Annotated in this window: 26 protein-coding genes; 8 read left to right on the forward strand and 18 right to left on the reverse strand. The window is 50.2% G+C overall.

All coding sequences use genetic code 11. The features are described from left to right. Positions 1-45 precede the first annotated feature (45 nt). Genes CK797_RS02580 through CK797_RS02590 form a run of 3 tightly spaced genes read left to right on the forward strand, consistent with a single transcriptional unit; the run spans position 46 to position 2,588 of the window. On the forward strand, positions 46-1,404 hold the full coding sequence (locus tag CK797_RS02580; RefSeq protein ID WP_104688250.1) for a glucose-6-phosphate isomerase: 1,359 nt from the start codon (positions 46-48) through the stop codon (positions 1,402-1,404). 18 nt (positions 1,405-1,422) lie between these two features. Further along, complete coding sequence (gene scrK / locus CK797_RS02585) at positions 1,423-2,301, forward strand: fructokinase ScrK (RefSeq protein ID WP_104688251.1); 879 nt, start codon at positions 1,423-1,425, stop codon at positions 2,299-2,301. Between the two features lie 23 nt (positions 2,302-2,324). Further along, positions 2,325-2,588 (forward strand): SemiSWEET family transporter, encoded by a 264-nt coding sequence (locus tag CK797_RS02590; protein ID WP_007124610.1) that lies wholly within the window; start codon positions 2,325-2,327, stop codon positions 2,586-2,588. Positions 2,589-2,757: 169 nt separating this feature from the next. Here CK797_RS02590 and CK797_RS02595 read toward each other — a convergent pair whose 3' ends face one another. The 14 genes from CK797_RS02595 to fabZ (CK797_RS02660) form a co-directional block, all read right to left on the reverse strand. After that, the gene (locus CK797_RS02595; RefSeq protein WP_263851299.1) at positions 2,758-3,477 is read right to left on the reverse strand and encodes a biotin--[acetyl-CoA-carboxylase] ligase; all 720 of its coding nucleotides are present in this window, start codon (positions 3,475-3,477) and stop codon (positions 2,758-2,760) included. Positions 3,478-3,554: 77 nt separating this feature from the next. Beyond that, complete coding sequence (gene fabI, locus CK797_RS02600; RefSeq protein ID WP_104688253.1) at positions 3,555-4,319, reverse strand: enoyl-ACP reductase FabI; 765 nt, start codon at positions 4,317-4,319, stop codon at positions 3,555-3,557. A 17-nt stretch (positions 4,320-4,336) separates the two neighbouring features. Then, entirely contained in the window at positions 4,337-5,122 is a 786-nt protein-coding gene (gene accA / locus CK797_RS02605; RefSeq protein WP_181049505.1) for an acetyl-CoA carboxylase carboxyltransferase subunit alpha, read from the reverse strand. Then, positions 5,112-5,948, reverse strand: coding sequence for an acetyl-CoA carboxylase, carboxyltransferase subunit beta (gene accD, locus CK797_RS02610; RefSeq protein WP_104688255.1), 837 nt, complete (start codon positions 5,946-5,948; stop codon positions 5,112-5,114). The genes accA and accD overlap by 11 nt, the downstream gene beginning before the upstream one ends. Continuing rightward, on the reverse strand, positions 5,926-7,317 hold the full coding sequence (gene accC / locus CK797_RS02615; protein WP_104688256.1) for an acetyl-CoA carboxylase biotin carboxylase subunit: 1,392 nt from the start codon (positions 7,315-7,317) through the stop codon (positions 5,926-5,928). The genes accD and accC overlap by 23 nt, the downstream gene beginning before the upstream one ends. 14 nt (positions 7,318-7,331) lie before the next feature. After that, positions 7,332-7,766 carry a 3-hydroxyacyl-ACP dehydratase FabZ gene (fabZ, locus tag CK797_RS02620; RefSeq protein WP_003714193.1) on the reverse strand — a complete coding sequence of 145 codons (435 nt, stop codon included), beginning with the start codon at positions 7,764-7,766 and terminating at the stop codon, positions 7,332-7,334. A 1-nt stretch (position 7,767) separates the two neighbouring features. After that, positions 7,768-8,211, reverse strand: coding sequence for an acetyl-CoA carboxylase biotin carboxyl carrier protein (gene accB / locus CK797_RS02625; RefSeq protein WP_104688257.1), 444 nt, complete (start codon positions 8,209-8,211; stop codon positions 7,768-7,770). Positions 8,212-8,218: 7 nt separating this feature from the next. Further along, a complete protein-coding gene (gene fabF / locus CK797_RS02630) occupies positions 8,219-9,451 on the reverse strand; it encodes a beta-ketoacyl-ACP synthase II (RefSeq protein WP_104688258.1) in 1,233 nt (410 codons plus the stop codon). Positions 9,452-9,461: 10 nt separating this feature from the next. Next, positions 9,462-10,193 (reverse strand): 3-oxoacyl-ACP reductase family protein, encoded by a 732-nt coding sequence (locus tag CK797_RS02635; RefSeq protein ID WP_104688259.1) that lies wholly within the window; start codon positions 10,191-10,193, stop codon positions 9,462-9,464. Further along, complete coding sequence (locus tag CK797_RS02640) at positions 10,184-11,113, reverse strand: ACP S-malonyltransferase (protein ID WP_104688260.1); 930 nt, start codon at positions 11,111-11,113, stop codon at positions 10,184-10,186. The genes CK797_RS02635 and CK797_RS02640 overlap by 10 nt, the downstream gene beginning before the upstream one ends. Further along, a complete protein-coding gene (locus CK797_RS02645; RefSeq protein ID WP_003714208.1) occupies positions 11,113-11,364 on the reverse strand; it encodes an acyl carrier protein in 252 nt (83 codons plus the stop codon). Before CK797_RS02645 ends, CK797_RS02640 begins: the two co-directional genes overlap by 1 nt. Positions 11,365-11,397: 33 nt before the next feature. After that, a complete protein-coding gene (locus CK797_RS02650; protein ID WP_104688261.1) occupies positions 11,398-12,363 on the reverse strand; it encodes a beta-ketoacyl-ACP synthase III in 966 nt (321 codons plus the stop codon). Positions 12,364-12,381: 18 nt separating this feature from the next. Next, complete coding sequence (locus CK797_RS02655) at positions 12,382-12,822, reverse strand: MarR family winged helix-turn-helix transcriptional regulator (protein ID WP_003714199.1); 441 nt, start codon at positions 12,820-12,822, stop codon at positions 12,382-12,384. Between the two features lie 76 nt (positions 12,823-12,898). Further along, entirely contained in the window at positions 12,899-13,345 is a 447-nt protein-coding gene (fabZ, locus tag CK797_RS02660) for a 3-hydroxyacyl-ACP dehydratase FabZ (RefSeq protein WP_104688262.1), read from the reverse strand. A gap of 339 nt (positions 13,346-13,684) precedes the next feature. Here fabZ (CK797_RS02660) and CK797_RS02665 point away from each other — a divergent pair, with 339 nt between their 5' ends. The 3 genes from CK797_RS02665 to CK797_RS02675 are packed head-to-tail and all read left to right on the forward strand — an operon-like array spanning position 13,685 to position 16,671. Then, complete coding sequence (locus tag CK797_RS02665; RefSeq protein WP_225365010.1) at positions 13,685-14,761, forward strand: efflux RND transporter periplasmic adaptor subunit; 1,077 nt, start codon at positions 13,685-13,687, stop codon at positions 14,759-14,761. After that, positions 14,754-15,452 (forward strand): ABC transporter ATP-binding protein, encoded by a 699-nt coding sequence (locus CK797_RS02670; protein WP_104688263.1) that lies wholly within the window; start codon positions 14,754-14,756, stop codon positions 15,450-15,452. Before CK797_RS02665 ends, CK797_RS02670 begins: the two co-directional genes overlap by 8 nt. Further along, positions 15,439-16,671, forward strand: a complete 1,233-nt coding sequence (locus CK797_RS02675) for an ABC transporter permease (RefSeq protein ID WP_104688264.1) — start codon at positions 15,439-15,441, stop codon at positions 16,669-16,671. The genes CK797_RS02670 and CK797_RS02675 overlap by 14 nt, the downstream gene beginning before the upstream one ends. Here CK797_RS02675 and CK797_RS02680 read toward each other — a convergent pair. After that, positions 16,668-17,156 (reverse strand): prolyl-tRNA synthetase associated domain-containing protein, encoded by a 489-nt coding sequence (locus CK797_RS02680; RefSeq protein ID WP_104688265.1) that lies wholly within the window; start codon positions 17,154-17,156, stop codon positions 16,668-16,670. The genes CK797_RS02675 and CK797_RS02680 overlap by 4 nt on opposite strands. A gap of 115 nt (positions 17,157-17,271) precedes the next feature. Here CK797_RS02680 and cls point away from each other — a divergent pair, with 115 nt between their 5' ends. Next, positions 17,272-18,765: a cardiolipin synthase gene (cls, locus tag CK797_RS02685; protein WP_104688266.1), complete on the forward strand. Its 1,494-nt coding sequence runs from the start codon at positions 17,272-17,274 to the stop codon at positions 18,763-18,765. Between the two features lie 106 nt (positions 18,766-18,871). On the opposite strand, the gene CK797_RS02690 is transcribed toward cls, so the two are convergent. After that, the gene (locus CK797_RS02690; protein WP_104688267.1) at positions 18,872-19,585 is read right to left on the reverse strand and encodes a MerR family transcriptional regulator; all 714 of its coding nucleotides are present in this window, start codon (positions 19,583-19,585) and stop codon (positions 18,872-18,874) included. 162 nt (positions 19,586-19,747) lie between these two features. On the opposite strand from CK797_RS02690, the gene rihA reads away from it, so the two are divergent. Further along, positions 19,748-20,686 carry a pyrimidine-specific ribonucleoside hydrolase RihA gene (gene rihA, locus CK797_RS02695; RefSeq protein WP_104688268.1) on the forward strand — a complete coding sequence of 313 codons (939 nt, stop codon included), beginning with the start codon at positions 19,748-19,750 and terminating at the stop codon, positions 20,684-20,686. A gap of 46 nt (positions 20,687-20,732) precedes the next feature. On the opposite strand, the gene cysK is transcribed toward rihA, so the two are convergent. Both cysK and CK797_RS02705 read right to left on the reverse strand, forming a co-directional pair. Next, complete coding sequence (cysK, locus tag CK797_RS02700; protein ID WP_104688269.1) at positions 20,733-21,659, reverse strand: cysteine synthase A; 927 nt, start codon at positions 21,657-21,659, stop codon at positions 20,733-20,735. A gap of 6 nt (positions 21,660-21,665) precedes the next feature. Further along, positions 21,666-22,493 carry a homoserine O-acetyltransferase/O-succinyltransferase family protein gene (locus CK797_RS02705; RefSeq protein ID WP_104688270.1) on the reverse strand — a complete coding sequence of 276 codons (828 nt, stop codon included), beginning with the start codon at positions 22,491-22,493 and terminating at the stop codon, positions 21,666-21,668. Positions 22,494-22,606: the final 113 nt, after the last annotated feature.

The raw sequence follows: 22,606 nt of genomic DNA on the forward strand, positions 1-22,606 counted from the left end.
TTTCTGGAAACCTTAGAATAATTTTTAAAAAAGAGGGACTTTATCATGACGCACGTTTCATTAGATAAGCAAGGACTAAAGCAGTTTATTAACGATAACGAACTAGGTGAGATGCAGGCGATGGTCAACGCCGCTGACGATGAGCTCCGTAATGGGACTGGAGCCGGGGCCGACTTCCGTGACTGGCTCCATCTGCCAAGTGATTATAACAAGGATGAGTTCGAGCGAATCAAGGCAGCCGCTAAGAAAATCCAGGCCGACTCCGATATTCTCGTGGTGATTGGGATCGGTGGTTCCTACCTGGGAGCTCAGATGGCGATTGACTTTCTCCATAATACCTTCTACCAGGCCCAGAATGCCAAGGACCGGAAGTACCCATTGGTTATCTTTGCCGGCAATTCCCTGAGTTCCACCTACGTTCACGACCTGATTCAACTGATTGGTGATAAGGACTTCTCTATTAATATCGTTTCCAAGTCTGGGACAACTACGGAACCATCAATCGCTTTCCGGATCTTCAAGCAGAAGTTAATTGAAAAGTATGGTGAGGCAGCAGCCAACAAGCGGATCTATGCGACGACCGATAAGGCCAAAGGAGCATTGAAGACTGAGGCTGATGCTAACGGCTATGAATCCTTCGTTATTCCAGATGGTGTCGGTGGTCGTTACTCGGTCCTCTGCCCAGTTGGTTTGCTACCAATCGCCGTCTCTGGCGGTGACATTGATAAGCTGATGGAAGGGGCTGCCCAGGCCGAGAAAGACTTTGTCAACCCGGACCTGACCAAGAACGAAGCTTACCAATATGCTGCCTACCGGAATATCCTTTACCGGAAGGGCTATACGACCGAACTTTTGGAGAACTACGAGCCAAACATGCGGATGTTTGCCGAATGGTGGAAGCAGCTGGCCGGTGAGTCCGAAGGAAAGGACCACAAGGGAATCTATCCGTCCAGTGCCAACTTCACCACTGATCTTCACTCCTTGGGGCAGTACATCCAAGAGGGACGGCGTTTCCTGATGGAGACGGTGGTCAAGCTCGATAAGCCAAACTACGACGTCGAGATTCCAAGCGAGGATGATAACCTCGACGGTCTGCAATACCTGGAAGGTAAGACGATGGACTTCGCCAATACCAAGGCCTATGAGGCGGTAGTGGCTGCCCACACTGCCGGAGGGGTACCGGTTATGACCGTTCATATCCCAGAAGAGAACGAGTATACTCTCGGTTACCTAATTTACTTCTTTGAGGTAGCAATGGGGATTTCTGGTTACCTCAACGGGATTAATCCGTTCAATCAACCAGGAGTTGAGGCCTACAAGGTCAACATGTTCGGCCTGTTGGGCAAGCCCGGGTACGAAGAGATCGGCAAAAAATTGCGTGCCGAGATGGATGAGAACAAGTAAGTTGAGGAGGAAAAGCCAATGTTGTTAGGAAGTATTGAAGCCGGCGGGACCAAGTTTGTCTGTGCGGTCGGCAATATTAATTATCAGGTTCAAGATTCAATTCACATTCCGACCACGACCCCAGAAGAGACGATTCAGAAGTGTATTGATTGGTTTGACCAGTACAAGGACAAACTGTCTGCCATTGGGATCGCCTCATTCGGGCCAATTGAGATCCGAAAGAGTTCGCCTAAGTACGGCTACATTACCAATACCCCGAAGAAGGGCTGGGCGGACACTGACTTTGTGGGCCCGATCAAGAAGCACTTCAACATTCCCATCGCCTGGACTACGGATGTCAACGGGTCAGCCTATGGTGAATATGTCCTCTCAACCCTGTTTAACAAGCGGATCAACTCCCTGGTCTACTACACGATCGGGACTGGCTGCGGGGCTGGTGCTGTCATTGACGGGAAGTTCGTCGGTGAACTCGGCCACCCTGAGATGGGCCATATCCGCTTGAAGCGCCACCCCGACGACTTGGACTTTAAGGGTATCTGCCCGTTCCACGGCGATTGCTTGGAAGGCCTGGTTTCCGGCCCAACCTTTGAAGCACGTACTGGCAAAAAGGGGCAGGATGTACCGCTGACTGACCATGTTTGGGACATCATGGCCTACTATGTTGCCCAAGCGGCCCTTGATACCACCTTGATGTTCCGACCTGGTCAGATCGTTTTCGGTGGTGGCGTCGTCAGTGAAGACTTCCTGAAGAAGGTTCGGCGCGAATTCAAGAAATTACTGAACAACTATGTCGATGTGGGCAACGTCGACGAATACATTACAATGCCACTGGCCCAGCACAATGGTTCTGCCACAATCGGGGACTTTGCATTGGCCTTGAAGGCTGCAACAAATTGATTTAGAAAGAGAGGGAACAATTTATGAAGGAAACTAAATTTATCCGGGTTTTGAGCGTAATTGCGAGTGTCATTGCTGTCTGCATGTATGTTTCGTATATTCCACAGATCATCAACAACCTTCATGGCGCCTATTGTGCACCACTACAACCGTTTGTTGCAGGTCTGAATTGTACCCTCTGGTCAATCTATGCCTGGTTTAAGAGCGAACGGGATTGGGCTGTATTTGTGGCTAATTTTCCTGGGATCTTCTTCGGGTTCATCACGTTTTTTACTGCCTTACACTAAAAAAGATATTTACTAAAACACCCATACATAAGTGCTTGCTTTTTAAGCAACAGTAGGGAAAGCGAGACAGAACTAGTTTACTAGTTCGTTTTCGAATCCCCGTAAGCATGAAGGGGCCTCCAGCGTTTAGACGCTGGAGGCCCTTTTGTGTGTTACTCCATGTTTCTGCTTAAAAAATTACCTTGGTAACATCCCCGCTTGCCAGGTGGTGAAGCCGGTGCTGGTCGTCTTCGATCACTAGCCTAGCGTGGTCATCAATAGTTATGACTGTGCCGAGAATGACAGTGTGGTTTATGACTACCCGGACACAGTGACCAATCAATAGGGAATGCGCACGGTAATCCGTCAATAATTGTCCATCCTGATAGTGAAAAATGGTGTAAGTGAGCTGGTCGAGAAGGGCGGCCGCCAGCCGGTTGCGATCGACCGACCTGGTGGGATCGATGGCCCGGGCTATGGATTGTAACTTGTTAGGAAAGGTTGTGGTGGTCAGGTTAATGCCAATGCCGAGCACGCAGCAGGACTGATCAAGTGCTGGGCAATAAATTAGTTCGTTCAAGATTCCAGCAACCTTTTGCTGTTCGATGTATAGGTCATTGACCCACTTTAGCCGAAAGTCATGGTACGGGTAGAAGGTATGGAGGGCCCGGCGGATTGCTACGGCAACGCCGGTAGTAAAAAGGCCGATGTTAGCCAGTTGTGGGCTAAGTCGTGGTGGTAGGACCAGACTGAAGTAGAGCCCAGTGTTCTTGGGGGCGTAAAAAGGCCGGTCTCCCTTGCCGTAGGCCGCGGTCTGCTGGTCAGCAAAGAAGGCGATTGATTTGTTTGGCCGTTGGTTTTTGACGTAGTGGCGGGCTAGTAATTGGGTTGAGGGGGTAGTTGCTTTCACGACCACCTGACCGTTAAAACGTGAACAAAAAAGACTTATCGCGCGTGTTGATAAGTCCTTGCTTTTAGGTATATTCATCAAATAAGGTGCACTCCCTTATCAACATAAATGACGTCACCGACGACACCGGTTGATAGGTCGCTCATTAAGAATGCGCAGGTGTTACCGATCTGCTCCAAGGTTACACTATTACCATCGGCTGTCCGGTCCTCTGACATCTTCAACAGCTCACCGTGCCCCTTAATTCCCGTGACGGCCAGGGTCTTGATGGCCCCCGCCGAAATGGCATTGACGCGTACACCGGCTGGTCCCAGATCACGGGCTAGGTAACGAACACTGGCTTCCAGGGCGGCCTTGGCAATTCCCATCACGTTATAGTTTGGAATGGCCCGTTCTGATCCAAAGTAGGTCAGGGTCACGATACTAGCGGGATTCGTCAGCAGCTTAAACTGACTGGCTGCCTTTGCCACGGCGATCAGTGAATATGATGAAATGTCCTGAGCCAGGGCATAGCCGTCCCGACTGGCGTCAAGAATGGAACCGCCCAGCTCATCCTTCTTGGCATAAGCAACGGCGTGAACAATTCCATCAACGGTGCCGAACCGTTGCTTAATGGTTGAAAATGCGTCCTGGATACTGTTATCGTTGGCAACATCACACTCGACCAGGTTGTCCGTTGCCTTGACAAGACGGCTAACGCTGCGCTTGAGCCGCTCGTTTTGGTAAGTGTAGATAATTGTTGCTCCCTGGGCCGCCATTGCTTGGGCACATCCCCAGGCAATGGAGTGTTTATTTGCCACACCCATTACAATAATCTTTTTGTCTGTTAAAATTCCTGCCAATTTAAAACTAACCTCCATTAAAATTGTCGATAATGATCATGTCGCTGCCGTAGTAAGTCAGTGGTGCTTAATTTTTGCAGGTGCGAAATTTCCTGTTGGAGAACCTGGTCAATGTTGCTAAGCACCGCGGCATGGTCGGTGGGTTCTTCAATGATGCCGTCAATGACCTTCTTGCGGAGCAGATCTTCGGGAATCAGCTGCATAATTGCTGCAGCCTCATCGGCACGACTGCTGTCCTTCCAGAGGATTGAAGCAAAGCCCTCCGGCGAGAGGATGGAATAGGTACTATTTTCCAACATCCAAACCTGGTCACCGCAGGCCAGGGCAAGAGCTCCTCCGCTGCCTCCTTCACCAAGAATAATCGTGATGATTGGAGTCGGGACCTGACTGATTTCCAACAGGTTTTGTGCGATTGCCGCCCCCTGACCATGTTCCTCCGCTGATTGTCCCGGATAGGCGCCGGGAGTATTAACGAGGCAGATGACGGGGCGGTGGAACTTGGCCGCCTGTTTGATCAGCCGTAAAGACTTGCGATAGCCTGCCGGAGTGGGGCAGCCGAAATGTTTGGCAATCCGCTCGGCAGCTGATTGTCCCCGGTCAGTCGCGACCACGGTCACAGGCAGATCATGAAACAGGCCGATGCCGCCGATGATGGCGGGATCGTCTTCACCGAGGCGGTCACCATGCAGCTCCGTAAAGTCTTTGATCAATGAGTGGATAATCTCGGGTCCTGTGACCTTATGCAGATCGCGGGCCGCTGCCACAACTTGTCCAGCTTGTCTTTTCACTTTGCTACCCTCCATACTTTAATAACCATTGCAGGGCTGCTTTCTCTTCCTGCCGTTCCACGATCCGATCAATGAAACCATTTTTCAGCAGCGTTTCTGCATCCTGCAGGTCCTTGGGTATCCGCTGATGCATGGTTTGTTCAATCACCCGGCGTCCCGCAAAGCCGACTAAGGAGTGAGGTTCGGCCAGGATGATATCTCCTTGCATGGCAAAGCTGGCCGTGACACCACCGGTGGTGGGATCGGTCAAGACGGTAATGTAAAGCAGCCCTGCCGTAGAATGTTCCTTGATGGCCGTACTGATCTTGGCCATTTGCATTAAGGACAAGATGCCTTCCTGCATTCGAGCACCGCCAGAAGCCGTAAACAATACGACAGGGAGCCGGTCTTGGGTAGCCCGTTCAAATAGGCGGGTGATCTTTTCCCCAGTAACCGTTCCGAGGGACCCCATGATGAAGTAGGGATCCATAATTCCTAGTCCAAAGTGCTGGTCGCCAATCTGGGCAGTTCCGGTAAGTACGGAGTCATTTAATGTCGTTTTCTGCCGGCAGGTCGTAAGCTTTTGCTGGTAGTCGGGGAAGTTCAGCGGATCCTGACTCAACAGGTCCTGATCAGTTTCGGTAAAGTCGTCGACTAACCAAGCAAGCCGTTGCCGGGCACCAATTCGAAAGCCAAAGTGGCAATGAGGACAAGTGTTGTACTGGTCAAGGTGCTTAGTGACGATTGCTGTTCCGCACTTTGGGCACTTTCGCCAAAGTCCATCTGGCACCTTAGCATCTGCCTGCTGGTCGGCCTTTATGTGGTGGGCACTGAGCGTATTATTTTGATCGTACAGGTTCATCTTGACTTATCCTTTCTTTCCAAAGAGGTAGGAACTGTTTTTCAAGATAAGCAGTTGAAAACTGGCCGCTAATAAAAGTCGGATCGGTGAGCAGGGCCTGTTGAAAGGTCTGATTGGTATTGATACCGACAATGACCATTTCGTTCAATAACCGCTTAATCTTTTCGATTGCTTCTTCCCGGTTATGGCCGAGGGCGATGACCTTCGCAATCATGGAATCATAGAAGGGGGTGACGGTTGCGCCCTGGTAAAGGGCGGTATCGATCCGCATCCCAAGGTTGCCGACGGGCAGATAAAGGTACTTAACCTGGCCGGTCGAAGGAATAAAACCATGTTCCGCATCCTCAGCGTTGAGCCGACACTCGATTGCCGCACCCTGCAATTGGATATCTGATTGGTCAAAGGGGAGGGGAGCACCAGCCGCTACCCTGACTTGAGCCTTGACGATATCGATACCAGTGACCATCTCGGTGACTGTGTGCTCAACTTGAATCCGAGTATTCATCTCCATGAAGTAGAAATGATGGTCCTGATCCATCAGAAATTCTAGAGTCCCAGTATTGAGATAGTCAATCCCATTGACTGCCCGGAGCGCGATCTGCCCCAGCTCTTTCCGCTCTGTGGGAGTGATTAGCTTGCAGGGGCTCTCTTCCAGGACCTTTTGCTTGTTAATCTGGAGTGAGCAGTCCCGTTCAGGGAAATAGACACTGTGGCCAAATCGGTCCCGGAAAATCTGCACCTCGATGTGCTTAACATTTTCCATGATCTTTTCGATATACATTTGGTCGTTATCGAAAGAAAGGCGGGCCTCACTCTGTGCTTCGTGAAAGGCCGCCTTCATTTCCTGAGCATCCGTAACTCGGCGGATTCCCTTACCACCGCCACCGGCAGCTGCCTTGATTAGAACTGGATAACCAATTTGATCGGCAACCTCGATGGCCTCGTTCACATTATTAATATAGCTATCACTACCTGGGATGACTGGAACACCGATCTTTTTCATCTGTTGACGAGCATGTTCCTTATTGCCCATCAGGTCGATCGTGTGGGCTTGAGGACCGATGAAGGTGATGCCACACTCCTGGCACATTTCGGCAAATTGACTATTTTCCGAAAGAAAGCCAAAGCCGGGGTGAATTGCTTGGACCCCCGTACCAACCGCGGCCGCCAGGATATTCTGCATGTTGAGATAGGAATCCTGGGGACGGGGACCGCCAACACAGACGGCCTCGTCCGCAAGCTGGACGTGGAGACTTTCGCGATCAACCGTGGAGTAGATAGCAACCGACTTGATCCCAAGTTCACGCAGTGAACGGATAATACGAACGGCGATTTCACCACGATTAGCAACTAAGACTTTTGTGAACATATGCGTCTCACATCCTAACCAATAAAGAATGTTAATTCGGCCGAACAAGCCCGTTCACCATCAACGGTGGCCTCGGCCTTGCCAATTCCAATGTTGTGACGAATCTTGGTCAAATGAACCGACAGCTTCATCGTGTCGCCGGGCCGAACAACTCGGCGAAATTCGGCAGACTGGATTCCGCCGAAGTAGGCGGTCTTTCCCTTAAACTGTGGGGCGGATAGCAAAGCCACCGCGCCAGTCTGGGCCAGTGATTCGACGATCAGCGCGCCCGGTAGAACCGGATTGTGCGGGAAGTGACCGTTGAAGACTTCTTCGTGAACAGTTACGTTACGCTTGGCAATGGCCATCTCCCCCGGGACCACTTCTTCGACCCGGTCAATCAATAGCATTGGGTAGCGGTGTGGGATAATTTGTTGGATCTTTTCAGACCCCCAATTAACTTTTGTCATACTACTTTGCCTCCGTTATTGTGAAAAGAGACTGGTCACATTCAACCAGTTCGCCGTTATCAACGTCGATTGATGCGACGACCCCGTCGACATCGCTCTTAATCTCGGTCATCATTTTCATTGCTTCAACTACGCAGACGATATCTCCTTTATGGATGTGCTGGCCGACCGTGACGTACGGTGGCTGCTTAGGCTTAGCCTGGAGATAGACCGTCCCGACAAGGGGGGCCTTGATCTGATGACGGTTGTCAGAAGCTGTGTCAGCCGCTGCGGGAGTCGTCGATCCAGTTTGATTGTTGACTGTCGGCGCGCCGGCAGTTGGCTGCTGGATCGATTGCTGATTTTTGCTTAGATATAAATGAAAATCATGATCGTCAATCTTTAATTCACGGGCCGAGGATTGCTCAAACTCATGTATTAATTTTTGCAGTTCATCAAATTGCAATTAATTGTTACCCCCATTTCCGGAAAGCGAGGACGGCGTTATGACCACCAAAGCCGAAGGAATTGCTTAGGGCATACTGGGCCTCTGGGGCCGTCTGATTATCCTCACTAACCAAATTAATATTGCATTCGGGATCCTGGTGGAAACAGCCCACGTTTTGAGGCAGTTGTCCCCGCTTTAAGGCGGCAACGGTAATCACAGCTTCAATGGCTCCTGCCGCACCGAGCAGGTGACCGGTCATCCCCTTGGTGGAACTGACCAGGACCCGGTTATCCGGTCCAAAAACCTTGTTGATAGCCAGGGACTCACCGCTGTCGTTGGCGTGGGTGGCTGTCCCGTGCGCGTTAATGTAGTCAACTGCCTGGGGCTGGATACCAGCCTCAGCAATGGCCTGTTGCATGGCCCGGGCAGCACCCTTTCCTTCAGGATCTGGTGCAGTAATGTGATATGCGTCCCCAGTTGCGCCGTAGCCGACCACTTCACCGAGAATATGGGCGCCGCGTTGTTGGGCGTGTTCTAGGCTTTCAAGAACTAGAGTTCCAGCACCTTCGCCGAGTACAAAACCGTTCCGGTCGCGGTCGAAAGGCAGGGAGGCGGCTTGGGGATCAGTGCTCGTGGAGAGGGCACTGAGAGCGGCAAAGCCAGAAATCCCAATTTCGTTGACTGATGCCTCGGCCCCGCCAGCGATCATCACTGTAGCCCGGCCATCTTGAATTTGCCGGTAGGCTTCGCCAATGGCGTTCGTTCCAGTCGCACAAGCGGTGGTAACGGAACTACAGATGTTCTGAGCATCAAAGCGGATGGCAATGTTACCGGCAGCCATGTTTGATATGGCCATCGGGACGAAGAGCGGTGATACCCGCCGAGGACCCTTGTCATGCATCTTGATAACTTGTTCCTGAATGGTGGTTAAACCACCAATCCCTGAGCCATAAATGACCCCCATTTCTTCGGGATTGGTGTTGTCGGCGTTGATGCCAGCCATCTCGACTGCTTCAGCCGCAGTTTGAACGGCGTACTGGGAATAAAGGTCCATCCGGCGAGCGGCTTTTTTACCAACCACGGCCCGTGGATCGAAATCGTCGATCTCCCCAGCCACCGTAATTCCGGTGTCATGGGCATCAAACTTACTAATTTTCTTAATTCCGACCTTACCTGCTAATGTGTTGGCAACAAAAGCGTCGAGGCCATTCCCATTGGGGGCGATTACGCCCATTCCAGTAATTACTACCCGATTCATTTTTTCACCTCTAAATGGTCATTCCGCCATCAACTACAATTGTCTGACCCGTAATGTAATCGTTCTGTGCCAGGAAAACGGCGGTTTGGGCGACCTCATTAACGGTACCGAAACGGTTGGCGGGAATTTGGCTGAGAATCTGTTGCTGAGCGCGGGATGAGAGTGCTGCGGTCATGTCGCTTTGAATCATTCCCGGAGCGATAGCGTTGCACCGGATTCCGCGAAGCGCCCCTTCCCGCGCGGTGGTCTTTGTCAGGCCGATGATCCCCGCTTTGCTAGCGGCGTAATTGGCTTGGCCGATATTACCATGAAGCCCGACTACGCTGGCGAGGTTGATGATGCAACCGTGCTGTTGTTTGTACATCTTTTTAAGCAGGGCCTGAGTTAGCAAGAAAGGACTCCGAAGGTTGACGTTGATTACGGAATCAAAGTCGGCTTGATTCATGCTGACCAGCAACTTATCATTATTAATTCCGGCATTGTTAACTACGACATCGATTTGGCCGTATTGGTCCCAGACGTCCTTGGCAAACTGCTTGAGGGCTGTCGGGTTTGCCAGGTCAGCCGTAAGAAAGGTGTACCTGGCATTGACTGCTGTCAGCCGGTCCTTGATGTCTTCGCCAAGGGGGTGTCGACCATGCAGAATGACCCGACTACCCGCTTTTGCAAAGGCTAGGGCTGTGGCTGCTCCGATGCCGCGTGTGCTCCCGGTAACGAGCACGACTTTATCTTTTAAATCCATTCCTGATGCTCCTTAACGTAATTTTCGTAATCCGTCATGGTAGCAATATTTGCCCGCTGAAGATTGCGGTCAACCTGCCGGGCAAAGTGCGAAAGGGCCTTCCCCGGACCAATTTCGAGCGTCTGATCGATCTTTTCGTGGTCGATCAAGTATTGCAGATCCTCTCCAAAGTGGGTCGGGACGGCTAACTGTCGTTCCAAAATTTCGGAAAGGTTATCAGCGGTGAACGGGTGAACCGTCGTATTACTGATGACAGGAACCTGTGGTGTGGCAAAAGAGACCGTTGCTAGGCGATCATGCATCTTTTGCCGTGCATTATTAAATAGTGGGGTATGAAAAGCCCCACTAACTCGCAGAATAACAATTTTCTTTGCTGCCTTGGCCGTCTTGAGCTGCGAAACAGCCGTTTTTAGTTCAGCAACAGGCCCCCCGATTACTAGTTGGCGGGGGGAGTTGTAATTGGCAACCTGTACTGCTGACGTGGCCAACACCTGGTCAACCACCTTTTCCTGGGGTTCAACCAGAGCGGCTAACCCACTAGCTTGGGCATCAGCGTCGGTCTGCATATAACGGCCACGGTCAGCCAGCAGCTTAAAACCGTCTGCGGCCGAGACTGCCTTAGCAGCTAACAGGGCGGCATATTCACCGAGCGAAAGGCCAACCATTCCAGCAACTGGCAGCTTCGGCAGGTCCCGGCGCAGCATTCGGTAAAGACCGTAGCTGACGGTTACCAGTGCTGGCTGTACGTTTGCTGTCTGGTCGAGTTCGCCATGTTCACTGCGAAGGATCGTGGTGATATTTAAACCAGTGGCGGCACTTGCTTCAGCGACCGTCTGGGCAAAGAGGGGATCAACCAGCAGGTCAAGTCCCATCCCTGGTTTCTGGGCACCCTGGCCGCTAAAAAGAATCCCGATTTTCATTAGTTATCCTTTGCGGCCAGTTGCTTGGCAACCAGGTCCACTACGTCGCTGATTGTTTCCGCCTTGGCGTTGTCGTCATCTAGTTCGATATCAAACTTGTCTTCCAGTTCGTTCATGATTTCGAAAACGTCCAGGCTGTCCGCGTTCAGATCGTTTTGAATACTAGTATCCATGCTAATTTTGTCTGCGTCAGTGTCCAATTCATCAGCAGCAATTGATTGAACAGTTTCAAAAATTTCTTCTTTAGTCATAATAAAAACCTCTCTTATATTTATTAATGTAATTTAGTATTTAATAATCATTGTTCCAACGGTCAGGCCACCACCAAAGCCACTAAGGACTACCAAGTCACCGCGACGAATTAGTCCTTGTCGGACACACTCGTCTAGAAGAATTGGTTCGCTAGCGGCTGAGGTGTTGCCGTATTGATCAATGTTGGTGGGAAACTTAGTCATCGGTTGAACCAGACGCCGGGCAACCTGTTGGATGATGCGTATATTGGCCTGGTGAAGGATGAAACGATCCACTTGATCAGCGGTCAATCCAGCATGCTGTAAGGCCGTCTGAATTGAGATTGGGACCGCATGGGTTGCAAACCGATATACGGCTCGTCCATTCATCTGAAAGGGACTCACGTCGGTAATGGTAGGGGGAAACTGGTGGTTAACCCGGGTCTGCCCAGCAACAAGCTGGTTACCGCGGTCCCCAAACGTAGCGAGGTGTTGGCCCAACAGGTGGGGTTCTGGAGCAGTCTCGATTAAGACACCTCCTGCCCCATCACCAAAAAGCACTGCGGTGGTCCGGTCCTGCCAGTTGGTGATCTTTGAGAGCACCTCACTACCGATTACCATGACACGATGACATCCCGGACCGATGAAGCGACTGGCAATATCGAGAGCGTAGACGAAACCAGAACAGGCAGCTGAAACATCGAACGCTCGGGCGGCAGTTGCGCCTAAGCGTCCTTGAACAATTGCCGCAGTCGATGGGGTATAGGAATCTGGTGACATGGTCGCAATAATGATCAGGTCAAGACTGGTTGGTGCCCAGTGAGCCTTGGCTAATAGCCGTTGGCCAACCTGGGTGGCGAGGTCAGCTGTATTTTCCCCTTGACTGATGTGGCGTTGTCTAATGCCGGTCCGTGTTCTAATCCACTCGTCGGAAGTATCCATTATGGTACTTAACCGGTCGTTGGATACTGTCATTTGCGGTACATAGCTTGCCGTTGTAACGATTTGCCAATTATTCATGTGTTTCTTCCTTAAATTTTAAGAATTTTCTTCCAAGAAATCTTCCAGGTTGCGGAGAGCCTTGCGGATTGTCCGCTGCTCATCATCATTCATTCCCTTCAAGAAACGCTTGACCATCATGTTATGAAAGGCACGGTGAGCACGGTAAAGGACCCGGCCCTTGTGAGTGAGACCCAAACGAATTATCCGCCGGTCTTCCTGGTCGCGGAAACGTTCAGCGTAACCCTTAGCAATCAACCGGTTAGCAGTTGCAGTCATCGTGCCAGGGGACAGGTGCAGTTTTTTTGCGACCTGACTGGCAGTCTGGTGGTCATACATGGAGATTGCGTCAATTGCGTGCATCTCCTTGATGGTCAGATCACTGAAGGTACTCTCCCGAAGCTTTTTCTCTTCGATCCATAAAATACCGTTGTAAATCTTGATTAGGGCATGGTTAATTCTTTGATATTCATCCGCCATAATGTATTTCTCCTTTGGTTATTTTGCTGCATCAAATATTTTCACTTTCAAAATACATTATAGCCGAAATCATTCATCATAGCTTAGCGTCACGGTTAGCAACGATAAAAACTAATTCTGCGCTGCAAACGCGTTTGCCCGCTACCGTTGCTACCGCATCGACAATTCCCATCTGTCGGCGTTTCTTAACCATCTTGATGTGTAGTTTAAGAACGTCTCCAGGGCGGACCATTTGTCGGAACTTTCCGTTGTGGATGGCGCCTAGGTAAGCCGTCTTTTTGAAGAATTCTGGCGATTTAAGAATTAAGATTGATGCTGCTTGGGCCAGTGTTTCAATAATCAGTACACCAGGCATCACTGGATTGCCGGGGAAGTGGCCTCGAAAGAAGGGCTCGTTGATGGTCACGTTCTTTGTCGCTACAATCTCTTCGCCAGGAGTCAGTTCATCGACATAATCAATGTAACAAATCGGGTAACGATTCGGGATTAGGTCCATGATTTCTTGGGTGTCCATTATTGCCAATTACGTCACCTGCCTTGCAAAAAAAGTATTTCGAATATCAAAATATTCGATAGTCAAATTATAATGAATTCATTTTGATTGTCAAACTATTTTTAAAAGATCGTGTTATTGCAATAGCGCGGTTAAATATTATAAGTGAGTTATGAATGCTGATCTGATGGCATTCTTGAAGGAATTCCTGATTAGAAAAAATCTCTTAATTTTATTTTGATTAACAAAATAAATCTTGCAAAATTACTTCTGCAAAGCTGATCTACTGTATGAATTAAACCTTGCACTTGGTGACGCTGGTATGATACATTCAAAAAAATATTTTTGTGCTAATTGGGAGGGAAAGACGTGGCAAGCAAGAAAAAGCGTCAACAAAGTTCACGTGCGCAGCAATCACTTTTTAAACGACGGCGTTGGCTAATTTGGGGGAGCGTGATCATCGTAGCAATGGTCGGCATTGGTGTGGTCCACATGATGAATAAGGACAATCACCAGGCTCCTAAGTACCGTACGATGACGGTTAGTCACCAGGCAGATTTTGCCCTTACCGGGAAGGTTACGCCGGTCCAAACACAAGTCCTGACACTACCGGCGGGTAAGTTGCAAAATCTGAACGTGAAGAACGGGGATCACGTTACCCAGGGGGAAGCACTGCTTACCATGTATGATGATGAGAGTCAGGATAACGCGGTTGAATTACGGGGAGATCTGACCAAGAGTCAACAGCAGTTGCAATCGCAGCAGCAAACTATTAATAGTCTGCGACAGCAACTGGCTAGTGCAGATGGTGAGGAGCAAGCGGAATTGCAGAGTCAGTTGACCGAGGCCCGGGGAGCATATGCGGATGCCCAGGCCAGTGTGAACACTGCCCAGTCACGATTGAATAATGCTGATGGTAAGATCAACCAGACGGTGACCGCACCATATGCCGGTTATGTAACAGTTGACCAAAGCAAGCAGGGGGCTCCAGTAGTGACCCTTTACTCTGACCGCTTGCAGTTTAGTGGTCAGGTCTCGGAGTATGATTATGGGAAGCTGCATCAAGGGACTAACCTGCATGTCAAGGCTTTGACCACAAACCGGACCGAAACAACACCCGTTTCCTACCTTGCCAAGATACCGCTAAAGGGAAGCGGTAATAATAGTAAGTATGAGGTAACAGCCAACCTGAATGCTGATAAGTTCATGGCTGGACAAACGACCAAAGCCTACATCAACCAGGATGGGGTTCGAATTCCAAAGACGGCTGTTCGCCAAGGCAAGGTCTTTGTGGTTGAAAACGGCCGGGCACGGGCCGTCAACGTCAGTGGTCGTGCGGTAAATAACTATTATGTTGTTACAGACGGGATTGATGAGGGTGACCGGATCATTACCAATCCCAATCGGCAGCTGAAGAATAATACAAGGGTTGACTCAAATGATTAAACTGACCAAAGTTAATAAGTACTATCGTCAGGGTGACCACCGCTTTCATGTCCTGCATGATATTAACCTAACTGTTAATCAGGGAGAATTGGTGGCGATTATTGGTGAATCCGGTTCAGGAAAATCGACGCTGATCAATATTATTGGGTTTCTGGATGATGATTTTACGGGGACCTACTTTTATGCGGGACAGCCGATCCATGATTACACCCGGCGACAGTTTTCACGGCTTCGCAATCAAAACGTTGGTTTCGTGTTTCAAAACTTCAAGTTAATTCGAGATACAACAGTGGCGGAAAACGTGGCACTGCCGTTGTTGTATGCAGGCCAACGCCGCCGGGATGTTCGCCAGCGGGTATCGGCGGTCCTTGATCAGGTAGGCCTTCATGGTTATGGCAATCAACTACCGCAGAACCTATCTGGCGGTCAGCAACAGCGAGTTTCGATCGCCCGGGCAATCATCGGCCACCCGCAATTCCTGATTGCGGATGAGCCGACCGGGGCGTTGGATACGGCGACTAGTCAGGAGATTATGAACCTTTTTAAGCGCCTCAATCGTGAGGAAGGCACCACAATTATTATGGTTACACATGACCCGCACGTGGCAGATCAGTGTGAGCGGGTAGTTAAGATTATCGACGGTCGAGTGGTTAGCGATAGTCGGGAGGTTGTGCACCATGCGGATAAGTGAACTATTGCGGACGGCCTTGCGTTCGCTACGGGTCAATAAGAAGCGCAGTTTCCTAACAATTATCGGCATCATGATCGGTATTGCTGCGGTGATCACGATCCTCGGCATTGGGGACGGAATTACCCAGACAATGTATGACAAGTATGGCAACAATACCAAGCAGGGTCAGCAGACAACTGAAATTTACTATATACCCGATAACGAGAATTCGACGGTTAATGGGTTCCACCAGCAGGACCTGGCCAACATTGATAATCAGTTTGGTGGTGAAATCAAGCGTGTCCGGATCGAACATGAGACAGCCAACATCAACAGCCAGGCCGAACTGGGGGATGTTGCTAAGAATGTCTCCGTTAGCCTCCTTAAAGGGTCCCCAACTGCTGTGAAAATGGTGGCGGGGCACCGGTTGACCGCTAATGAATTGGCGACAGGACAGGCGGTGGCGATGATGAAGTATTCGCTGGCCCGTCACCAGTACGGGACAGCCCAGAACGCTCTAGGTACTACTGTGACCGTAGGAGCGACCACTTACCAGATCGTTGGTGTATATCGAGATCAAGCCGAGTATTCGGTGGACGGTGGACAGAATAAGTTTGGTGCTGGACTCCTCCTGCCCCAGAACCTCTACTACCAAGGAGATACCGCCAACTCGGGGAACACGATCAAGCTAACCTTTGATCAAGGGAGTAATGCTGGTCGAATCTCCAAACAAGTTGCCAAGTACCTGAAGAAGGATGGTTCAGCGGCCAGCCAGGGGAGCTATCAGTATGAGGATATGGAAAAGGAACTGAAGCAGTTCTCTTCGCAAATGAGTATTATTACTAAGTTCATCAGTTTTATTGCCGCCATTTCGCTCTTTATCGCTGGAATTGGTGTAATGAATATGATGTACATCTCGGTATCGGAACGGACCCAGGAGATTGGAATCCGGCTGGCGGTCGGCGCCACCCCAGCCAATATTATGATGCAGTTTCTGGCTGAAGCGGTGGTCCTGACGGTGACTGGTGGTCTGCTTGGCTTCCTCGGCGGGGCCGGTCTGGCGCACTTGCTTGCCCCGCTGCTTTCCAATTCGATCGGTAGCGGGATTCACATCCACGCTCATATCACAATGACCGCCTTCTTGATGGCTTTCGGGACCTCTGCCGCGGTTGGCTTGATCTTTGGGATCCTGCCAGCGCGTCAGGCAGCTAACAAGAACTTAATCGATATCCTGCGCTAGAGGTTGACTAAGTGGGCTGAATAGCCGGCTTGGCTCAGAAAGTTCAACAGATCGTTAGTGGCAAGAATGGTCGTCTTGGTGTTGTCGTTGGGGTGGCAGCCGATCGTTTGTGCGGCGGCCACGTTCTGGTCAACGAAGAGGGTGACGTCATGGTCGTGGTTGTTCAAAAGGCCAAACGGTGAGACACTGCCTGGTGTGAGGCCGAGCTTGGTCATTAGTTCTTCTGGGGAAGCAAAGGTAATCCGTGGAGAATGGGCCTGCTGACGGAAGCAGCGGGTATTTAAGCGCTTGTGCTCCTCAATCAACAGCAGGTAATAATGGTTGTGCTTATTGGTGGTCAGAAAAAGGTTTTTGGTACGGATAAACGACTCGCCTTGAACATAGCGGTCGGCTTCTTCAGCAGTAAAGACGGCCGGGTGGTTAACAGTCTTAAAGGGAATGTTGGCTGCTTGTAGTTGAACGGCAATTTGGTGAGCATTGATCATGGTGGGTTCCTCCTCTAAAAAATATTACGAACATTATAGCATTCCTGCGATCCTAGTAGATTGTTGACCACTGGCTGATATATAATAGAATGCAGTTTGATTGAGGAGGATCATCATGAATATCGTTTGGACGTGGGACATCATTCGCCGCATTATCGAAGTCCTGTGGTTAATTAATATTGGCTTTGCAATTTGGACCGTCTTCCGGACCCGGCGCGATATCGCCTCGACCTGGGCTTGGCTCTTGGTCTTGTCTGTCTTTCCAGTAGTCGGGTTTATTGTCTACCTGTTCGTGGGCCGAAAACTGTCAAACGATGACATTTTCAGCATCCGGACAGAACAGAAGGCATTTGGCAAAAAATTGGTTGATAAGCAGCAGACAATGGTGCGGGGCCACCAGCTCCTACTTCCTCAGGGCAAACTTGCCCGGGCTCGTCAGCTGGTTAGCCTATCCCTAAGCCTGGATCGGGCGGTGGTCACCTTCAATAACAAGGTCCACGTCTTCACGGACGGCCACCAGCTCTTTGATAAGATGATTGATGATATTAATCACGCCCAGCAGCAGGTTTACATAGAGTTCTATACTTTCTATGCCGATGATCTGGGAAAACGGGTGCTGAAAGCTCTAGAGGCAGCTGCCCAGCGAGGTGTTACGGTCAAGGTTCTTTATGACATGAGCGGGTCTCGAGGGACAACCTATCGTTTCTTTGCTCATTTGGAGGAACTGGGTGGTGAGGCTCAAGCATTTAACTCTGAGGCTAATAAACGGATCACGACCCCGCGACTGAACTACCATCTCCACCGTAAGATTGTGGTAATTGATAGAAAAATCGGCTACATAGGCGGCTTTAATATCGGGGACCAGTACCTGGGAATTGCCCCGAAGTTTGGCTACTGGCGCGATACCCACCTACGGATCGTCGGGCAGGCGGCCATGATGCTGATGGTCCGTTTTGCCATGGATTGGAACACGACTTGTCGGAAGACCGATAAGCCGCGGATTGATCTGACGGCAGCTTTCAAGGACTTTAAGGTTGAGAAGCCGACTAACGAAGACGACGACGTGGCCATGCAGATTGTCTCCTCGGGTCCCGACAATGATAATTTTGCGATCCGGCGGGGATATGAATCAATCATCAGTTCAGCTCGCAAGTACGTCTATATTCAAACCCCGTACCTGATTCCCGGCGAGCCGATCCTTGAATCCTTGGTGATTGCTGCCCGGAGCGGGATCGACGTGCGGATTATGATTCCATGCATGCCCGACCACCCCTTCGTTTACCGGGCTACGGAGTACTACGCCAAGTACCTGGTTAACAATGGAGTGAAGGTCTACAAGTATAATAACGGCTTCATCCACGCCAAGACGATGGTTAGCGGCAGTAACCTGGCTTCAGTCGGCTCGGCTAATCAGGACTATCGGAGTTACCGCCTCAACTTCGAGGCGAATGCCTTTGCCTATAACGAGGAGCTGACGGCGCAACTGAAGAAGATCTTCGAGAAGGACATGAAGAAGAGTACCCTGCTGACACCGGAATACTTCGATCAGCAATCTAACTGGCGGAAGTTCAAACAATACTTTTCACGTCTCCTATCACCAATCTTATAGAAAATATGACTAAGCGGCTGCCGAAGTGGAATCTTCGACAGCCGCTTAACTTATTCTTATTACGAAAATTGATAGGAAAGTAATTCGTGAATCGGGATGGCAACACTTAGGCATTGACACTGGTGCGGTATTCCTCGATGCAGTAATTTTTTTGCTGGCAGAATGGACAGGTTAAGTAACGGGTATGAGGAGTATGTTTTGACCAAACCCATTCCTTAACCGTTGGAACAAAGTGTTGCTGACAGTGTGGACAGATGTATTGGACATGTTGGTAGTAGCTAACCATGGCTTCTCCAATTAAGGCTAGGGATATAACTACGCCAGCGATGAGCCACCAGATTGCTGCTCCTTGCCAAACAACGTAAACTAAACTCCCCCAAAGAAATAGGTCGATGAGCAGCCCAATCGTGAAAATTTTTAAGCGTAGGCGGGTGAGTCGGTGGGCATTGTAAATTTGAATGTGTTCTCCAATATTTCCCGGGAAATTACCAGAGTGATTGAACTGCTTCTGAAGGTACTTAAGCCCGGTCAGCTGGTTTTGAATGGCCTGCAGTTCTTGCTGAACGCGTTGTTTCTGGAGGGTGATTGCGGTTAGCAGGGCTTGGTCATTTTGCTGGTCAAGGAGCGCACGAATGTCCTTGAGTGTGAAGCCCAGCTGACGGTAGGCTAAGATTTTCTGTAAACGTTGAAAATCATGTTCTTGGTAGCAACGCTGGTTACTGGCGGTTCGCTGAGCGTGCAGAAGCCCCTGCCGGTCATAGTACTGGACCGTGCGCACGGAGACATGGCAACGCTTTGCTAGTTGACCACTTGTGTACATACTGATCGTCTCCTTTCACTATTGAGGGTACGTCATGACGTTGGGTAATCGTCAAGATGTTGTCAGATTAAATCTTTTCTAAAACCAAGATTGTGGTCTTGCAACCCTTTTCATAATCAGGCAAGATAGTTATAGAAAGGGAATTAGGAAAGGATGAGCAAAATGGCAAAGAAGATTATCTTAGACTGTGACCCAGGCCACGATGACGCCTTGGCAATGACAATGGCGGTAGCGTCTCCGCAGATTGACCTGTTGGCGGTTACTACCTCAGCGGGGAACCAGACACCAGACAAGACCCTGAACAATGCAATGCGAATGTTGACTCTCCTGCATCGCGAGGACATCCCGGTGGCCCAGGGGAACCAGACACCGCTGGTGAACCCCCTGGAGACGGCTCCCGAGGTCCACGGTAAAACCGGCCTGGATGGGGCTAACCTGCCGGATCCCGACTTTGCAGTTCAAGACGTGCCAGCAATTGAACTGATTGCTGAGACACTGCGGGCCAGCGACGAGCAGGTAACCCTGGTGGTGACGGGACCAATGACCAATGCCGCGCTCTTCCTTCGCGTCTATCCTGACTTGGCCCGAGAAAAGATTGACCAGATTGTCTTCATGGGTGGGGCCATGGGCCTGGGTAATTGGCGGCCGTCCGTCGAGTTCAACATTTTTGTAGATCCCGAAGCTGCTAAAATCGTGTTGAACTTCGGTATTCCCTTGGTAATGGCGCCGTTAAACGTCACCCACAAGGCTCAAATTATGAAGGATGAGATTGCTTCTATCAAGAAGATTGATAATCCAGTTGGTCAGGCCTTTTACGGACTACTGAGCTTCTTCGAGCAGTATCATGAAAACCCAAAATGGGGGTTCAAGGGTGCCCCGCTGCATGATCCGTGCACGATTGCCTGGCTGATTGACCCAACGATGTTTAAGACTGACCGAATGAACGTCGATGTTGAGACCCAGGGTGATTTGACCCGGGGTGAAACAGTCTGTGACTACTACTTACTGACTGGGAAGCCCCAGAATACTGAGGTAATGCTGGATATTGATCGGGAACGGTTCATTAAACTGGTGATGGATTCACTAAAGAGTTTTGACTAACATAGAAAAAAGAGCAACGCGGTATAGCGTTGCTCTTTTTTCGTTTTTAGTAGTTGAATAAGTCGGTAGACAGGTAACGGTCGCCACCGTCTGGAGAGACGGTAATGACCTTCTTGCCCTTGCCTAGCTTCTTAGCTAGTTCAATGGCTCCTTTGATATTGGCCCCAGCAGAGATCCCTACTAGAATCCCTTCCTGGTGGGCAACTTCACGGGCCATGTCAATGGCGTCGTCACTGCTGATCTCAAGGATACCATCGTAAACATCTTTGTCGAGGACGGCTGGAACAAAACCGGCACTGATTCCCTGAATCTTATGCTTGCCGCCGTGACCTTCCTTGAGGACTGGTGATTCGGCCGGCTCCAGAGCGTAGACCTTGGTGTTTGGGTTGGCCTTCTTGAGGGCGTGACCGATCCCGGTCAGGGTACCCCCAGTACCGACTCCGGCAACGAAGGCATCTGGCAGGTTATCCTTACCAAAAGCATCGATGATTTCGGTCCCGGTTGTCTGTTCGTGAATAGCTGGGTTAGCCGGGTTTTCAAACTGCATTGGCATGAAGTAGCCCTTCTCACGGACGAGTTCCTCAGCCTTGGCGATGGCTCCCTTCATCCCGTCAGCACCCGGGGTAAGAACAAGTTTGGCGCCATAGCCCTGCATTAGCTTTCGCCGTTCCACACTCATGGTCTCGGGCATGGTGATAACTAGCTGGTAGCCCTTAGCCGCAGCGACCATGGCCAGACCAACTCCGGTATTCCCGGAAGTTGGTTCCACGATGGTACCACCAGCAGTTAGCTTGCCATCTTTTTCTGCCTGTTCGATCATGGCCAGAGCGATCCTATCCTTGATTGAGCCAGCCGGGTTGAAGAATTCCAGCTTGACGTAAACGTCGGCGGCATCTTCTGGAACGACCCGATTCAGTTTGACGATAGGGGTGTTGCCGATCAGGTCGGTAATTGAGTTAACAATATTAGTCATAAATGGTTACTCCTTTACTAATTTCTTATTCTGGATGTCATGAACAACTGTCTGGAGCCAGTTATCAAAGTAGATATGCTGGGCTGGTTGCCATTTGAACTGGGGGCTGCGCATGTGTACCGGATCGAGGAAGTAATTCTGTGGCTTGGCGTATTCCCGGTCAGGATAAGCGTTCTTCTCGCGCCGGTATTCCTTTAGCAGGGCTGCACGTCCATATTCCAAATGGGCAAATAGGAAAGACTGTGGGTGTTTGCGAGCTCGGAAGGAAAAGAGGTTATTGTCGACAGTAGTAGCCTCCAGGATCAGGTCAGGATGACTGTTGACCTGCTGGTGGTCTAACTCCGCGTAACGGGCGTGCGGAGCTAGAAAACCGTCTGGTAATCCGGCAAGTAGTGGCCCTTGGTTGACGATGTGGTTTGGAAAAACTCCAAATAACTTTTCTGCTAAGCGGTGCTTTTCAATGCCATATAAGTAGTTTGCAGCAGCCATTGCTCCCCAGCAGATATAGAGCTGGGGGATATCCAGCTGCACTAAGCGATCAATCAACTGGTGGATTTCATCAATGTAGGTAACTGCACTAAAGTCGAGCTGCTCGATCGGCGCACCAGTGATGATGAAAGCATCGAGTTCGCTGAGCCGGGCGAGGTTCAAAGGTTGCGAGATTCGTTGAACTAGGTCCGGTACTGCCTGACCGCGGTAGTGGGTCCGTGGGTAGAAGAAGGTCAGCTTCACCTGGTATCTGGTATTAGCAAAGACCCGTTCAAATCTTTTCTGCGTGTCGAGCTTGTCGTGCATCAGGTTGAGGATCCCAATCCTGATCTGGGGAGTGGCCATTAGTTATCACCTCAATTCATTGTTACGTGGGCACTAAAAAACTGTTGCTAATCAAAAATGTGGGCAAGCCAAAGGGCCCCAGTAAAACTGGGGATGGCAAGTATTGATTAGCA

The organism is Limosilactobacillus pontis, assembly GCF_002940945.1.
Taxonomy (GTDB): Bacteria; Bacillota; Bacilli; order Lactobacillales; family Lactobacillaceae; genus Limosilactobacillus; species Limosilactobacillus pontis_A.

What these genes read in the sequence shown, in the direction of transcription:
- CK797_RS02580 (WP_104688250.1), top strand. Translation starts at nt 46, where the DNA reads ATGACGCACGTTTCATTAGATAAGCAAGGACTAAAGCAGTTTATTAAC.
- scrK (WP_104688251.1), top strand. Translation starts at nt 1,423, where the DNA reads ATGTTGTTAGGAAGTATTGAAGCCGGCGGGACCAAGTTTGTCTGTGCG.
- CK797_RS02590 (WP_007124610.1), top strand. Translation starts at nt 2,325, where the DNA reads ATGAAGGAAACTAAATTTATCCGGGTTTTGAGCGTAATTGCGAGTGTC.
- accA (WP_181049505.1), bottom strand. Translation starts at nt 5,122, where the DNA reads ATGGAGGGTAGCAAAGTGAAAAGACAAGCTGGACAAGTTGTGGCAGCG.
- accD (WP_104688255.1), bottom strand. Translation starts at nt 5,948, where the DNA reads ATGAACCTGTACGATCAAAATAATACGCTCAGTGCCCACCACATAAAG.
- accC (WP_104688256.1), bottom strand. Translation starts at nt 7,317, where the DNA reads ATGTTCACAAAAGTCTTAGTTGCTAATCGTGGTGAAATCGCCGTTCGT.
- fabZ (WP_003714193.1), bottom strand. Translation starts at nt 7,766, where the DNA reads ATGACAAAAGTTAATTGGGGGTCTGAAAAGATCCAACAAATTATCCCA.
- fabF (WP_104688258.1), bottom strand. Translation starts at nt 9,451, where the DNA reads ATGAATCGGGTAGTAATTACTGGAATGGGCGTAATCGCCCCCAATGGG.
- CK797_RS02635 (WP_104688259.1), bottom strand. Translation starts at nt 10,193, where the DNA reads ATGGATTTAAAAGATAAAGTCGTGCTCGTTACCGGGAGCACACGCGGC.
- CK797_RS02640 (WP_104688260.1), bottom strand. Translation starts at nt 11,113, where the DNA reads ATGAAAATCGGGATTCTTTTTAGCGGCCAGGGTGCCCAGAAACCAGGG.
- CK797_RS02645 (WP_003714208.1), bottom strand. Translation starts at nt 11,364, where the DNA reads ATGACTAAAGAAGAAATTTTTGAAACTGTTCAATCAATTGCTGCTGAT.
- CK797_RS02650 (WP_104688261.1), bottom strand. Translation starts at nt 12,363, where the DNA reads ATGAATAATTGGCAAATCGTTACAACGGCAAGCTATGTACCGCAAATG.
- CK797_RS02655 (WP_003714199.1), bottom strand. Translation starts at nt 12,822, where the DNA reads ATGGCGGATGAATATCAAAGAATTAACCATGCCCTAATCAAGATTTAC.
- CK797_RS02670 (WP_104688263.1), top strand. Translation starts at nt 14,754, where the DNA reads ATGATTAAACTGACCAAAGTTAATAAGTACTATCGTCAGGGTGACCAC.
- CK797_RS02675 (WP_104688264.1), top strand. Translation starts at nt 15,439, where the DNA reads ATGCGGATAAGTGAACTATTGCGGACGGCCTTGCGTTCGCTACGGGTC.
- CK797_RS02680 (WP_104688265.1), bottom strand. Translation starts at nt 17,156, where the DNA reads ATGATCAATGCTCACCAAATTGCCGTTCAACTACAAGCAGCCAACATT.
- cls (WP_104688266.1), top strand. Translation starts at nt 17,272, where the DNA reads ATGAATATCGTTTGGACGTGGGACATCATTCGCCGCATTATCGAAGTC.
- CK797_RS02690 (WP_104688267.1), bottom strand. Translation starts at nt 19,585, where the DNA reads ATGTACACAAGTGGTCAACTAGCAAAGCGTTGCCATGTCTCCGTGCGC.
- rihA (WP_104688268.1), top strand. Translation starts at nt 19,748, where the DNA reads ATGGCAAAGAAGATTATCTTAGACTGTGACCCAGGCCACGATGACGCC.
- cysK (WP_104688269.1), bottom strand. Translation starts at nt 21,659, where the DNA reads ATGACTAATATTGTTAACTCAATTACCGACCTGATCGGCAACACCCCT.
- CK797_RS02705 (WP_104688270.1), bottom strand. Translation starts at nt 22,493, where the DNA reads ATGGCCACTCCCCAGATCAGGATTGGGATCCTCAACCTGATGCACGAC.